This is a genomic window from Nocardia sp. NPDC051463, assembly GCF_040681975.1.
In the GTDB taxonomy this organism is placed as follows: domain Bacteria; phylum Actinomycetota; class Actinomycetes; order Mycobacteriales; family Mycobacteriaceae; genus Nocardia.
In genome coordinates this window covers 257,682-272,623 of the sequence record NZ_JBFBAB010000007.1, presented here as the reverse complement: position 1 = coordinate 272,623, position 14,942 = coordinate 257,682, and the positions used below count along the sequence as shown (strand labels likewise).

The following is a 14,942-nucleotide window of genomic DNA, read 5'->3' as shown; positions in this document are numbered from 1 at the left end:
GGCGACCGGTCGAACCGGAGGTATAGATCACGTAAGCGACGCTGTCCGGAGTCAACGGCGCGTTGCGGTCCGCATCGGTGATGGGCGCATCGTCGGCGTCTTCGATATCGCCGGCCTCGACGGCGAACCCGTCCACCACCACGGTCGGCAGGCCCTCGGGCACCGCGACCTCGACCGTCGAATCGACGACCACACTCGTCGGACGCGAATCCGACAACACAAAGGCAATACGATCAGCCGGATAAGTCGGATCGACCGGCACATAACCCGCACCCGTCTTCACCACCGCCAGCAACGCCACCACCAGGTCCAGCGACCGCGGCAGAATCACCGCCACCAACGACTCCGGACCCGCACCATCAGCGATCAGCCTGCGCGCCAACACATTCGCACGCCGATCCAACTCGGCATAGGTCAGGGTGTCGGCGCCGAACTTCGCCGCCGTGCGCTGCGGATGTGCCAGCGCGGCCGCATCGAACAGCCCAGCCAGGGTGGCGTCGGCCTCGGCGAACCGGCCTGCACCATTGTCGGCGCCCGAGGACACCCAGCGCTGTGACACATCGAGCCGCTCGGCCTCACCGAGCAGGTCGATATCGCCGACGATGATCGCCGGGTCTTCGGCAACGCTCTGCAGGATTCGCATCAGGCGGTCGGCGAACGAAGCCACCGTCTCCGGATCGAAGAGCTCGGTCGCGTAGTTCCAGGACAGGTTCAGCACACCGTCGGCGGCCTCGCCGACGGTCAGCTGAACGTCGAACTTCGCGGTGCCCGTATCGAATTCGACCACGTCGAGTTCGAGCCCGGGCAGCGTGACGGTGCCCATCTCGGCGGCCGAAGCCGCCTCGAAGGTCAGCGCGACCTGGAACAGCGGATGATGTGCCTGGGAACGAGCCGGGCTGATGACATCGACGAGCTGCTCGAAAGGCACGTCCGCGTTGGCGAAGGCCGTGAGGTCGGTGCGACGCACCTGCTCGAGCAGGTCGCTGAACTTCGCGCCCGGGTCGACCTCGTTGCGCAGCACCAGCGTGTTGACGAACATGCCGACCAAGTCGTCGAGCGCGCGTTCGCCACGTCCGGCGATCGGGGTGCCGATGGCGATGTCGGTGCTGTTGGACAGCCGGGCCGCCCACGCGGCGAGCGCGGCGTGCACGACCATGAACAGGGTGACGCCGTGCGCACGGCCCACCTCGGTCAATGCCTTGTGCAGCTCGGCGTCGACCGAGAAGTTGTGCATGCCACCGGCATTGGTGGCGATCTCCGGACGCGGCCGGTCCGTGGGCAGCTCGATCTGATCGGGCAGATCACGCAATTGCTCTGTCCAGTACGCAATCTGGGCGGCCGCGACCGACTCCGGATCGTCCGCACTGCCGAGCACTTCGCGCTGCCACAGCGCGTAGTCGGCGTACTGCACCTCGAGCGGGGCCCAGACGGGGGCCTCGCCCCTGGCCCGCTCGCTATAGGCCACCACCACATCGCGCAGCAGCGGACGCAGCGAGAACCCGTCGGCGCTGATGTGATGCATGACGAACACGACGACGTGGTTGCGCGCGTCCAGCGACAGCAACGCGGCCCGGAACGGAGCCGCGCTGGTCACATCGAAGTGCACACTGGCGAGTTCGACGATGCGCGCGGGCAGCGCGGCAGCCGTCACCGGCTCGGGTGCGAGCTCGAAACGCACCTCGTCGACGGTCAGGACGCGCTGGTAGCCGGTCCCCTCCACCTCGGGGTATACGGTGCGCAGCGCCTCGTGGCGCGCCAGCACATCGGCGATGGCGGCGTCGAGTGCGCCGGTGTCCAGAGCGCCGGTCAACCGGATGGCCACCGGGATGTTGTTGACGGCCGTGCGATTGTCGAAGCGGTTGAGGAACCACATGCGCTGCTGCGCGAGCGAGAGCGGAACCAGCTCGGGCCGCGGTTGCGCCACCAGCGGTGCCCGGCCGCCTTGTCCGGCAGCCGATTCCACCCGCGAAGCCAGCGCGGCGACATTGGATGCCTCGAACAGCACGCGCACCGGGATCTGCGCGTCCAGCGCCTCGCCGAGTCGGGCCGCCACCTGGGTGGCGACCAGCGAGTTGCCGCCGAGTTCGAAGAAGTCGTCGTCGAGGCCGACCCGGTCGAGGCCGAGGACCTCGGCGAAAGTACTCGCGACGATCTCCTGCACCGGCGTGCTCGGCGCGCGGAACACCTTGGCCGCGAACGTCGGCGCGGGCAGCGCCTTGCGATCGAGCTTGCCGGAAGCATTGAGCGGGAACGCGTCGAGGACCACGTAGGCCGACGGGACCATGTACGCGGGCAGCCGCCCGCCGAGCGCGATCTTCACCGCGTCGATGTCCACGGTCGTGCGTGCGGCGGCGATGAGGTAGGCGACCAACTGATCGCCGGTCCGCTCGTCGGTGCGCACCAGTACCACGGCCTGTGCGACGTTCGGCAGTGCCGTGAGCGCTGATTCGATCTCACCGAGCTCGATGCGCAGACCACGCAGCTTCACCTGGAAGTCGGTGCGGCCCAGGTATTCCAGCTCGCCGTCGGCGGTCCAGGCCACCAGGTCGCCGGTGCGGTACATGCGTTCGGCCGTGCCGAACGGGTCGGCGAGAAAACGCTCGGTGGTCAGGTCCGGGCGTGCCACATATCCGTGCGCCAGTTGCGCGCCCGCCAGGTACAGCTCGCCGGGAACACCGACCGGAACCGGTCGCAGCCGCGAATCCAGCACGTAAACCCTGGTGTTGAACACCGGCGCACCGATCGGCACCGACGCGATGTCGACGTCGGTGACCTCGTGGAAGGTCACGTCGACAGCGGCCTCGGTCGGACCATACAGGTTGTGCAGCCTGGCGCCGGTCAGCTCACGCAACCGCTGTGCGGTCACCGCCGGCAATGCCTCACCCGAGGCGAAAACATTACGCAGGCTTGTGCATTCGGCCGCGGCGGGAGCCTCAGCCCCGGAGGCAGCAGCCGGCGTCACCACGGAAGGACCTGCGGACGCCGCGATCGAGCTCACGAAGACCGAGAGCATCGACGGCACGAAGTGCACCGTGGTGATCTGCTCATCGGTGATCAGCTGGGCGAGGTAGGCCGGATCGCGATGGCCGTCCGGCTTCGCGATGACAAGGCGCGCGCCGACCTGCAAGGGCCAGAAGAATTCCCACACCGACACGTCGAAGGTGGCGGGCGTCTTCTGCACCACCACGTCATCGGCGGCGAGACCGTACTCGGCGTGCATCCACACCAGCCGGTTGACGATCGCCGCGTGCGAGACCGCGACACCCTTGGGACGTCCGGTCGAACCGGAGGTGAAGATGACGTACGCGGTGTTGGCAGGCCGCAGCGGCCGGTGCCGGTCCGCGTCGGTCAGCGGCTCGGCGGAGAACTCGGACAGATCGAGCTCATCGATCCGAACCTGACGTGAGACAGTGGTTTCCAGATCCGTGCCCGAGGTGAGCACGCACACCGGACGCGCGGTGTCGAGGATGTAGTCGATGCGCTCGGCCGGATGATCCGGATCCAGCGGCACATACGCACCGCCTGCGGCGTTGATCGCGTACATGCCGACGACAAGATCGATGGAGCGCCGCATGCCGAGTGCCACATACGATTCCGGGCCGACGCCGTTGTGCTTGAGCCAGCGCGCCAAGCGGTGCACCCGCTCGGCGAACTCGGCGTAGGACAGACTTGTCCCCTCGAAGGTGACAGCGTATTCGTCGGGCGTCCGCGCCACCTGGGCTTCGAACAGCGAGACCAGCGTCGCGGCCGCATCGCCCACCGGCGAGGTCAGTGCCGCATCGACCGGGAATTCGGTGGCGTTCCACCGCTCGAGCACGAGCGAGCGCTCGGACGGATCGAGCACCTCGATATCGCCGACCACGATCGACGGCTCGATGGCAACCCCACGCAGCACCCGAACGAAGCGCTCGGCGAAGGTATTCGCGAACGCGGCATCGAAAAGGTCGGTGGCATAGACCAGCTCGGCATCCATCTCGGCGGTGCCGCCGGGCACCTCGCTCAGCGTGAGCTGCATGTCGAACTTGGCCGACGGCGCGTCGATACCCAGCTCGGACACCGTGAGGCCGGGCAGTTCCAACGAGGTGCGACCGAGATTCTGGAAGGTCAACATCACCTGGAACAGCGGGTGGCGAGCCTGCGAGCGGGCCGGGTTGAGCACCTCGACCAGCCGCTCGAACGGCACGTCCGCATGCGCGAAGGCCTGCAGGTCCCGCTCACGCACCTGCGCGAGCAGATCGGCGAACGAGGCCGTCGAATCGACCTGCGCGCGCAGCACGAGAGTATTGACGAACATGCCGACCAGGTCGTCGAGCGCCTGGTCGCCACGACCGGCCACCGGGATGCCGATCGCGATGTCGTCGGATCCGCTCAGCCGCGCGAGCAATGCGGCAAAGGCGCTGTGCACCACCATGAACAGCGTGGTGCCATGCGCGTGCGCGACCCGGTTCAGCTCGTCGATCAGCTCACCCGGCACCCGGAAGCGGTGCGTGCCCGCCTGATAGGAGGCGACGGCCGGACGCGGTCGACCGGCCAGGCGCAGCTCGTCGGGCAGACCGGCCAGCGCACCGCGCCAGTAGTCGAGCTGCTCGGAGATCAGCGAGGTGGGATCGTCCTCGGATCCCAGCGTTTCGCGCTGCCACAGCGCGAAGTCGATGTATTGCACCGCAAGCGGCGGCCAGCCGGGCTCAGAGGCAGACGTACGCGCCACGTAGGCGGTCATCAGGTCGCGGACCAGCGGGCGGATGGAGAAACCGTCGGAGGCGATGTGATGCACAACGACGATGAGCACGTAGTCCTGCTCGCCGAGCTGATAGGCACGCAACCGCACCGGCGCCTGAGCAGTCACGTCGAACCCGCGACCGACGAATTCGTGCAGCGCGCCGATCATCTCGTCCTCGCTGATCGCGACGACGTCGAGTTCCGGAACGGCCCGGGTGGACGGGAGCACACGCTGGTAGGCGACTCCGTCGTGCGAGGGGTAGATGGTGCGCAGCGATTCGTGCCGCGCGAATACATCGGCGATCGCGCCACGCAGTGCGGGCAGATCCAGGGCGCCTTGCAGTCGGACGCCCACCGGAATGTTGTTGGCGGCCGAGTCGGCATCGAAACGGTTCAGGAACCACACTCGCTGCTGCGCCAGCGACAGCGGCGGATATTCCGGACGGGTACGCGCGGTCAGCCGTTCGCGGCCACCGGTCCCCGCGTGCGATTCCACCCGGGCCGCGAGCCCGGCGACGGTCGACGCCTCGAACAGCACCCGGACACCGATTTCGGCGTTCAGCGCCGCGCCGATCCGAGCGATGACCTGGGTGGCGACCAGCGAGTTGCCGCCGAGCTCGAAGAAGTCGTCGTCGACGCCCACGCGGGCGACCCCGAGGAGATCGGCGAAGACGTCGGCCACGATCTCCTCGATCGGCGTGGACGGCGCACGGAAACGCTTGGCCTCGAAGACCGGCGCGGGCAATGCCTTTCGATCCAGCTTGCCACTGGCATTGACCGGGAACTCGGCCAGCACGACCAGCGCCGCGGGGATCATGTACCCGGGCAACGAGGTGGCCAGCGCGGCCTTCGCCGCATCGATATCGACTGTGGTGTCCGGTTCGGCGACAACGTAACCGACCAGCTGATCACCCGCGTGCGCATCACTGCGCACCAGCACCACCGACTGCGAGACGCCGGGGAGGGCGAGCAGCGCGGCCTCGATTTCGCCGAGCTCGATGCGCAGGCCGCGCAGCTTCACCTGGAAGTCGGTGCGGCCCAGGTACTCCAGCTCCGCGTTCGCGGTCCACTTGACCAAGTCGCCGGTGCGGTACATCCGCTCACCGGGCGCGCCGTACGGGTTGGCGACAAATCGGTCCGCCGTGAGCTCCGGGCGTCCCAGGTAGCCGCGAGCCAGCTGAACACCCGCCAGGTAGAGCTCACCCGCGACACCTACGGCGACCGGATGCAGCCTGGCGTCCAGCACCAGCGTGCGGGTGTTCCACACGGGGGCACCCATCGGCACCGACACGGTGTCCGCGTCGGTCACTTCGTGGAAGGTGACCTCGACCGCGGCCTCGGTCGGGCCGTACAGGTTGTGCAACCGTGCGCCGGTCAGTTCGCGCATCCGCTGCGCAGTCACCACCGGCAATGCCTCACCGGAGGCGAACACCTGCCGCAGGGTCGGTACGTCCCCCTGGTCCGCGACGAAAACGGCCATCATCGACGGGACGAAGTGGGCGGAGGTGATCCCTTCGCGCCGAATGAGATCGGCGATGTAGGCGGGATCCTGATGGCCGTCCGGGCGAGCCATCACGAGTCGGGCGCCAACCTGCAAAGGCCAGAAGAACTCCGGCACCGAGACATCGAACGTCAGCGGGGTCTTCTGCAGCACCGCATCGGTGTGGTCGAGCGGGACACGCGCGGACTGCAGCCACAGCAGCCGGTTCACCACCGAGCCATGGCTCACCGCCACGCCCTTGGGACGGCCGGTGGAACCCGACGTGAAGATCACATACGCCGTGTTGGCCAGCCGAATCGGTTGCACCCGTTCGGAATCGGTGATCGGCGCGGTGTCGAACCCGTCCAGCTCGAGCGTATCGATGGCCAGCACCGGCGCCAGCTCGGTGGCGAAACCGTCGCGTTCGGTGGTGAGGACCGCTACCGGACGGGCGGTGTCGAGCACATGGCCGATCCGGTCGGCCGGCTGATCAGGATCGAGCGGAACATACCCCGCGCCCGCCTCCAGCACCGCGTAAATCGCGACGACCAAATCGATCGAACGCCGGATCGCCAATGCCACCAGCGATTCGGTGCCGACACCATCCGCCATCAACTTGCGCGCCAGACGACGTGCACGGCCCGCGAATTCGGCGTAGGTCAGCTGCTCGCCCTCGAATACCAGTGCGACGGCATCCGGGCTGCGCCGAACCTGGTTCTCGAACAGGGAGACAAGCGTTTCGGCGGGCACCGCGTGTGCGGTGTCGTTCCAGTCCACCAACACCTGCGCCCGCTCCTGCGGCGCGAGCAGGTCGATATCGCCGACCGGTACTTCCGGATCGGCGATAGCGGCGGCGAGAATCCGATCCAGCTGCCTGGCGAAACCGGCAACGGTCGCCTCGTCGAAAAGGTCGAGCGCATAAGAGAATTCGGCCGACATCCCGGCGGCGGCACCCTGGTCGTCCTGGGTTTCCGACAGCGTCAGCATCAGATCGAACTTCGCCAGCTGCGCGTCGTAGTCGATGCCGTTGACCGAAAGACCCGGCAGCTGCAGAGTGGCCTGTTTGATGTTCTGGAACGCCAGCATCACCTGGAACAGCGGGTGGCGCGCCTGTGAACGGGCCGGGTTGAGCACCTCGACAAGTCGTTCGAACGGTACGTCCGAGTGCGCGAAGGCGTGCAGGTCGGTTTCCCTGGCCTTGGCGAGCTGGTCGGCGAAACTGGTTGCGCCGTCGACGTTCGTCCGCAACACGAGCGTGTTGACGAACATGCCGATCAGGTCGTCGAGCGCGGCCTCGCCACGGCCTGCCACGGGGGTGCCGATGGCGATATCGGAGGTTCCGCTTGCCCTGGCGAGCAGTACGGCGAGCGCACTGTGCATGACCATGAACAACGACGAGTTGTAGCGACGACCCAGTTCGACCAGTGCGCGCTGGGTCTCACCGGAGATCACGAACGCGTAGGTACCGCCCCGATAGGACGCGGCGGCCGGACGCGGATGATCCCACGGGAGCACCAATTCGTCGGGCAGGTCGGCGAGTTCGCGCTGCCAGTAACGGATCTGGGTGGAGATCAGCGAGCTCGGATCGGTCTCCGACCCGAGTACCTCGCGCTGCCACAGTGCGTAATCGGCGTACTGGACCGGCAATTCGGCCCAGGTCGGCGCCTCCCAGGAGGTACGGGCGGCATAGGCGACGATGACATCGCGCGACAGCGGAGCCATCGACCAACCGTCGGCCGAGATGTGGTGCACCACCATGCCGAGCACGTACTCGGTCTCGCTGATCTCGAACAAGCGGGCATGCAACGGCACTTCGCTGGTGACGTCGAAGGCCATCGACGCGAGGTCGATCAGGTGCTGGACCAGCGTCTCCTCGGTGACCCGGTAGGGCGTCAGGTCAGGAACGATCTGTGCCGCGTCGAGAACCACCTGGACCGGGCCACTGTTGGTCTCCGGGAATACGGTACGCAGCGACTCGTGCCGGTCGATCACATCGATGACGGCGACCTGCAGCGCCGCCACGTCCAGCTCACCGGACAGCCGGATCGCCATCGGCATGTTGTTGACCGCGGACTGCGTGTCGAACCGGTTCAGGAACCACATGCGCTGCTGCGCGAGCGAAAGCGGAATCTCTTCCGGCCGTTCACGAACCACCAGCGCCTTGCCGGCACCGTCACCGGCCTGCGACTCCACGCGGGCGGCGAGCGCGGCCACCGTGGGGGCCTCGAACAGCATCCGAACCGGCACCCGGGTATCGAGGGCGTTGCCGACGCGGGAGACAACCTGGGTGGCGATCAGCGAGTTGCCGCCGAGGTCGAAGAAATCATCGTCCACACCCACCCGAGGCAGGTCGAGCACCTCGCCGAACACCTGCGCGACGATCTCCTCGATCGGCGTGCTCGGCGCGCGGAAGGCCCGGACCTCGAACACTGGCGCGGGCAGTGCCCGCCGGTCCAGTTTGCCGTTCGGGCTGAGCGGAATGGCATCGATCGGCACGATGACGGCGGGCACCATGTACGACGGCAGTCGAGTGGCCAGATGCGCACGCAGGGCGACGTCGAATGCCGCGCGGTCCTCTGCACCACCCTCGACGGGCACGACATAACCGACGAGCTGGTCACCGAGCCGGTTGTCCGAGCGCACCAGTGCCACAGCCTGGGAGACCTCGGGGTAGGACCGCAGTGCGGACTCGACCTCGCCGAGCTCGACGCGGACACCACGCAGCTTCACCTGGTAGTCGGTGCGGCCGATGTATTCGATGACACCGTCGGCGTCGCGCTTCACCAGGTCACCGGTGCGGTACATGCGCGTTCCGTCGGGGCCGAACGGGTTCACGACGAAGCGATCCGCCGTCATATCCGCCCGGCCGAGGTATCCGCGGGCCAACTGCGCGCCCGCGAGATAGAGCTCTCCCGCGACACCGGGGGGCACCGGGTGCAGTCGCGAATCCAGCACATAGGCCTGCGTGTTCCAGACCGGGCGGCCGATCGGGACCGCGCCGCGCACCTCCTCGGCGGCGATCGCGTGCGTGGCGTTGACGGTGAACTCGGTGGGGCCGTACAGGTTGACCAGCACCACATCGGAAGCGCCGAGCTTGCGGAATGCCTCCACCGCATCGCTGGTGAACGCCTCACCACCGACGAGCAGGGTCCGCAGCGAGGTCAACGCATCCGCATCGACGCTGGTGGCGAACACCGTCAGCAACGAAGGCACGAACGAAGCAATCGTCACCCGGTCCGCGGCAATGACGTCGGCGAGGTACTGGGCGTCGCGATGGCCGTCGGGCATCGCGATGACGGTCCGGGCACCGGTGGCCAACGGCGCCAGCGGCTCCCACACCGAGGCGTCGAAGGTCGAGGGCGTCTTGAACAACGCGACGTCGTCGGCGTTGATGCCGAATTCTGTGATGAGCCAGCGCATCTGGTGCATCAGCGCGGCGTGCGACACCCCGACGCCCTTCGGGCGCCCGGTGGAGCCGGAGGTGAAGATCGCGTAGGCCAGATGCTCGGGCCGCAGCGGCGCGGTGCGCTCGCCGTCGGTCACCGGGCCATCGGCATATCCGGACAGCTCGATGTCATCGATCACCAGGACCGGCAGCCCCTCGGGCCGGAACCAATCCCGCGAGGTGGTCAGCACTACCGCGGGCGCGGCGGTATCGAGGATGTGCGCGATGCGTTCGGCCGGCTGGTCGAGGTCGAGCGGCACATAGGTGCCACCGGCCTCGAGCACGGCGTGGATCGCGGCCATCAGCTCGATCGAACGCCGGATCCCCAGCGCCACTGGGACATCGGGGCCGACACCAGCCTCGATCAGGCGGCGGGCCAGCCGGTGCACCCGGGCCCCGAATTCGGCGTAGGTCAGCGATTCACCAGTGGGCGATGCCGGATTGTCCAGGGCACCTTCGGCGGAACGGTCCACCACGGCGATCGCATCCGGGGTCGCCGCCGCCTGAGCATTGACCAGGTCGACAATCGTTGCCGCTGTATCGATCTCGTGTACGTCGCCGTGCCAGTCGGCCAGCGACAGCAAGGATTCGTGCTCGTCGAGCAGTTCGATATCACCGACGACCGCCGCCGGTTCGACGATGATCTGCCGCAGGATCCGCAGCAGCCGATCGGCGAACGACGAGACCGTATCGGCGTCGAACAGATCGGTAGCGTAGGAGACGACCACCGACACACCGTCGGGTTCGCCCTGCGCACCCCGCTGCTCGGTCATTGTCCACAGCAGGTCGAACTTCGCGATGTCGACCTCGAGCTCATCGGCCGAGACCGACAGATCGGGCAGTTCCAGGGTGCCGTGCGACATCTCCTGGAACGACAGCATCACCTGGAACAGCGGGTGCCGGGCCTGGGAGCGGGTCGGGTTCAGTACGTCGACGAGTCGCTCGAACGGCACATCCGCGTGGGCGAAGGCCGCGAGGTCGATTTCCCTTGTCCGCGCCAGCAATTCGGCGAACGAAAGGGCGGGCTCGACCTCCGAGCGCAGCACGAGGGTGTTGACGAACATGCCGATCAGGTCATCGAGGGCCTGCTCGCCACGTCCGGCGATGGGGGTGCCGATGGCGATGTCGGTGGTGCCGGACAGTCGGGCGAGCAGCAGCGCGAGCGAGGCGTGCAGCACCATGAACGGAGTCGCGCCCTGAGCGCGAGCCAGCCCGGTCAGCTGGGCGTGCAGTTCTGCGTCGATCTCGAAACGGAACTGGGCGCCACGGAAACTCTGCACCGGCGGACGCTGCCGGTCGGTGGGCAGCTCGAGCTGATCGGGCAGCCCGGCGAGCGTGCCCTGCCAGTAGGCGATCTCGCGGGCCGCCATGGAGTCGGGATCTGTTTCGGCGCCGAGCAATTCGCGCTGCCACAGGGAGTAGTCGCGGTACTGCACCGACAGCGGAGCCCAGGCCGGCGGCTCCCCTGCCGAGCGGGCCAGATAGGCGGTGGCGACATCGCGGGCCAGCGGCCCGAACGAGAAGCCATCCGCCGCAATGTGATGCACCACGAACGCGAGGATGTAGTCCGCGGTGCCGTTACGCGAGCTGCCGGTGATCTGATAGGCGCGCACCCGGATAGGTAGTTCGCGAGAGACATCGAAGCCCGTGGACGCGAATTCGGTGAGCACAGTGAGGAGTTCGGACTCCTCGATCGGCTGCACGGTGAGGCCGAGGTCGATGTCCTCGGTCGGCAGCACCTGCTGGTAGGCACTGTCGCCGAATTCGGGGAAGATCGTGCGCAGCGATTCCTGGCGGGTCAGCACATCGGCGAGCGCGGGCTGCAGCGCATCGACATCGACATGGCCGCGCAACCGGACCACGAAGGGCAGGTTGTAGGTCGGCACCGTCGGGTCGAACTGGTTGATGAACCACATGCGTTGCTGCGCGAGCGACAACGGCACCCGATCGGGGCGCCGCTGAGCGACGAGCGGTGGCCGGAAACCGTCTGTGGGCGTTGCGGTTTCGGCGCGAAGGGCGATGCCTGCCACGGTCGGCGTCTCGAACAGCGCGCGCACACCGAGCTGGATGCCGAACGCCGCACCGATGCGCGCGACCACCTGGGTGGCGACCAACGAGTTGCCGCCCAGGTCGAAGAAGTTGTCGTCGACGCCGATGCGCTCCTGGCTCAGCACATCGGCGAAGATGCCGGCGACGACCTGCTCGGCCTGGGTCCGCGGGGCACGGAATCCGGCCGCGTCCGCGGTGAACACCGGCTCCGGCAGGGCCTTGCGGTCCAGTTTGCCGCTGGTGTTGAGCGGGAACGCGTCGAGCACCATGATCGCCGCGGGCACCATATAGCTCGGCAGCTGCTCGGCGGCGAACCTGGTGAGCTCGGCGGGATCGATCGAATAACCCGGCGCGGGAACGACATACGCGACCAGCTGCTGTCCGGTAGCCGTATCGACGACGAGCACCGCGGCCTGACTGACCGCGGTGTGGGCGAGCAGATCGGTCTCGATCTCCCCCAACTCGATGCGCTGGCCACGGAACTTCACCTGGAAGTCGGTGCGGCCGATGTATTCCAACGTGCCGACGGAGTTCCAGCGCACCAGGTCGCCGGTGCGGTACATGCGGTCGCCATGCAGCCCGAACGGGTTGGCGACGAAGCGGTCCGCGGTCAGGTCGGGACGGCCGCGGTAGCCGCGCGCCAGCTGGCGGCCACCCAGGTAGAGCTCGCCGGGCGCACCGATCGCGGCGGGCCGCAACCGCGAGTCCAGCACATAGACCTGGACATTCCACTCGGGAATGCCGATCGGCACCGTCACGGTGTCAGCAGCGGTGGCCTCCCAGTAGGTGACCGACACCGCCGCCTCGGTCGGCCCGTACAGGTTGTGCAACCCCGCCGAGGTGATGGCACGGAAGCCCGCCGCGGTCTCCGGCGGCAACGCCTCGCCGATCACGAAAACGTCTTTCAGTGTGACGCATTGCGCCGCTGTGGCGTGCGCCACGAAGACCGTCAGCATCGAGGGAACGAAGTCCGTCACCGTCACGCCGTGGCGCTGGATCATGTCCGCCACGTACAACGGGTCGCGGTGCCCGTCCGGGGCGGCGATGAGCAGCTTCGCGCCGACGAGCAGTGGCAGGAAATAGCCCCACAGCGACACGTCGAAGGTGGTCGCGGTCTTCTGCAGATAGACGTCGTCGGCGCTGAGCTGGTACTCGTCGAGCATCCACAGCTGCTGGTTCACGATCGCGTGATGGGTGACCGCGACGCCCTTCGGGCGCCCGGTCGAGCCGGAGGTGTAGATGACGTAGGCGGTGTTGCCAGGGCGCAGCGGCGCCAGCCGCTCCGAATCCGTCACCGGCGCATCGGAGTACGCGGATACGTCGAGGGTGTCGATCTCGACCCTGCGCACCGTATCGGGCAGTTCGAGCTCGTCGTGGGACAGCGTGAGCACACAGACCGGGTCCGCGCTGTCGAGGATGTAGGCGGTGCGGTCGGCAGGATGATCCGGATCGATCGGCACGTAGGCACCGCCGGCCTTCAGCACCGCGTGCATGCCGATGACCAGCTCGAGCGAGCGGCGCATACCGAGCGCGACAAGCGATTCCGGGCCGACGCCGTCGGCGATCAGGAACCGGGCGAGCCGGTTGACCCGTGCGGCGAATTCCGCGTATGTCAGCGTCGCGTCCTCGAAATCGAGTGCGATCTTGTGTGGGGTCCGCGAGATCTGTGCGTCCAGGAGTGCGGGCAGCGTGGTGTCCGGCACCAACTGCTCGGCGTCATTCCACTCGTGCAGGGTGCGGATGCGCTCGGCGTCGGTGGTGGCCTGCAGGCCCCACACCGTCGTATCGGCGTCGGCGGCGAGGAACCTGTCGAAGAACTCCAGGAACCGCGAATGATGCTGCGTGGCTTCGGCCGCGGTGTAGAGGTTCGGGTTGGTCTCGAAGTCGATGTGCGAGCGCGTGCCCGCGCCCGACTGGTAGAAATTGACGCCGAGGTCCTCGATACTGCCGGTGGAGAGCACATTCAGCTGGCTCGCCATGTCGCCGAACACGACCTCGTTCTGGAACAGCATGATGTTGACCCACGGACCGAAGAACTCCGTGGTCACCACACCGTCACCGGCCGCATCACGGCGGATATCCTCGTGCCGGTAGCGCTGATGCCGCAGTGCCCCCGACACCTCTACCTGCACCTGCTTCAGCAACTCCGCGACGGTGGTGTCGAAGCCGACGCGCATGCGCAGCGGCACGATATTCGACGTCGCACCGCCAGAGCGGCGCATCGCCGCGGTGGTGCGCGCGGTCACCGGCAGGCTCAAGATCACTTCTTCGGCGCCGGTCCACTGCGCCAGATACCCCGCGAACCCCGCGATCAACAGACCCGCGGGCGAGTTGTCGTGCCGTGCCACCGCCTCGGCCAGCAGCGTGTCCTGCTCGGGCGACAGCATGGCGCTTGCCACATTGTTGAACGGGGCCGGCGGCGCAGAACGGCCGGCCAGGCTCGTCCCGTCCTCCAGACCCGCTACCCGCTGGGCCCAGTGCTCTTTGTCGGCCTGGAATCGAGTGCTGTCCCGGTACGCGATCTCCTGCTCATACAGCGTTCGCAGGCTGTCGGCCTTGGCAGGCGACGCCTCGGTGCCGGTCACCGCCGCCGTGTACAACTCGGCGATCCGCTTCATATAGGTCATCGCGCCGAACCCGTCGAGCACGATGTGATGAATCCTGGAGAACACGAACCACCGCTGGTCCTCCAGCTGCAACACGGCATTCCAGAACAGGCGATCGTTGACGATGTCCAGCGGACGGCTGTATTCCGCCCGCATCCACTCCGCGGCCGCGGCCTCCGGGTCGTCGACGTTGCGCAGGTCTAGATACCCGACCTCGGTCGAGAGCGAGGTGTCGACCGCCTGCATCGGCTGCCCGTCGCGCTCGATGATCCGCAGCCAACCCGACTGCGACTCGTTCCCCGCGTCGATACCGGCCTGCCGAAGCGCGTCGAGATCGAGATCACCGTTCAGCTCGAGGTACTGCGCGATATTGATCGGGACATGCGGGTCTACATGCTGCGCGTACCAGATGCCCAGCTGTGCGGGCGACAACGGAAAGTACTCCGCAGCGGCCTGCGAAGCGCCCCCATTTGCGTCCTCAGTTTCGCCGTTTCCGCCGAAATCCAGCCGGTCCAACCGTAACCTCGCTTCCGGAACACCACGCAAGCGCTCCCCGACGACACCGGGACAGGACGCCCGCTTTTTCCAAGCGTGGCGTCCGCGTCACCGGGTTCAGTTCTCATATCAATCAGGTAAAAAGTCC

1 protein-coding gene is annotated in these 14,942 nt (G+C 67.3%); it reads right to left on the bottom strand.

The genetic code is table 11. The features are described from left to right. Nucleotides 1-14,815 (bottom strand): amino acid adenylation domain-containing protein (locus tag AB0M74_RS13355; RefSeq protein WP_364905903.1); only part of this gene is annotated, 14,815 nt, incomplete at its 3' end. Nucleotides 14,816-14,942: the final 127 nt, after the last annotated feature.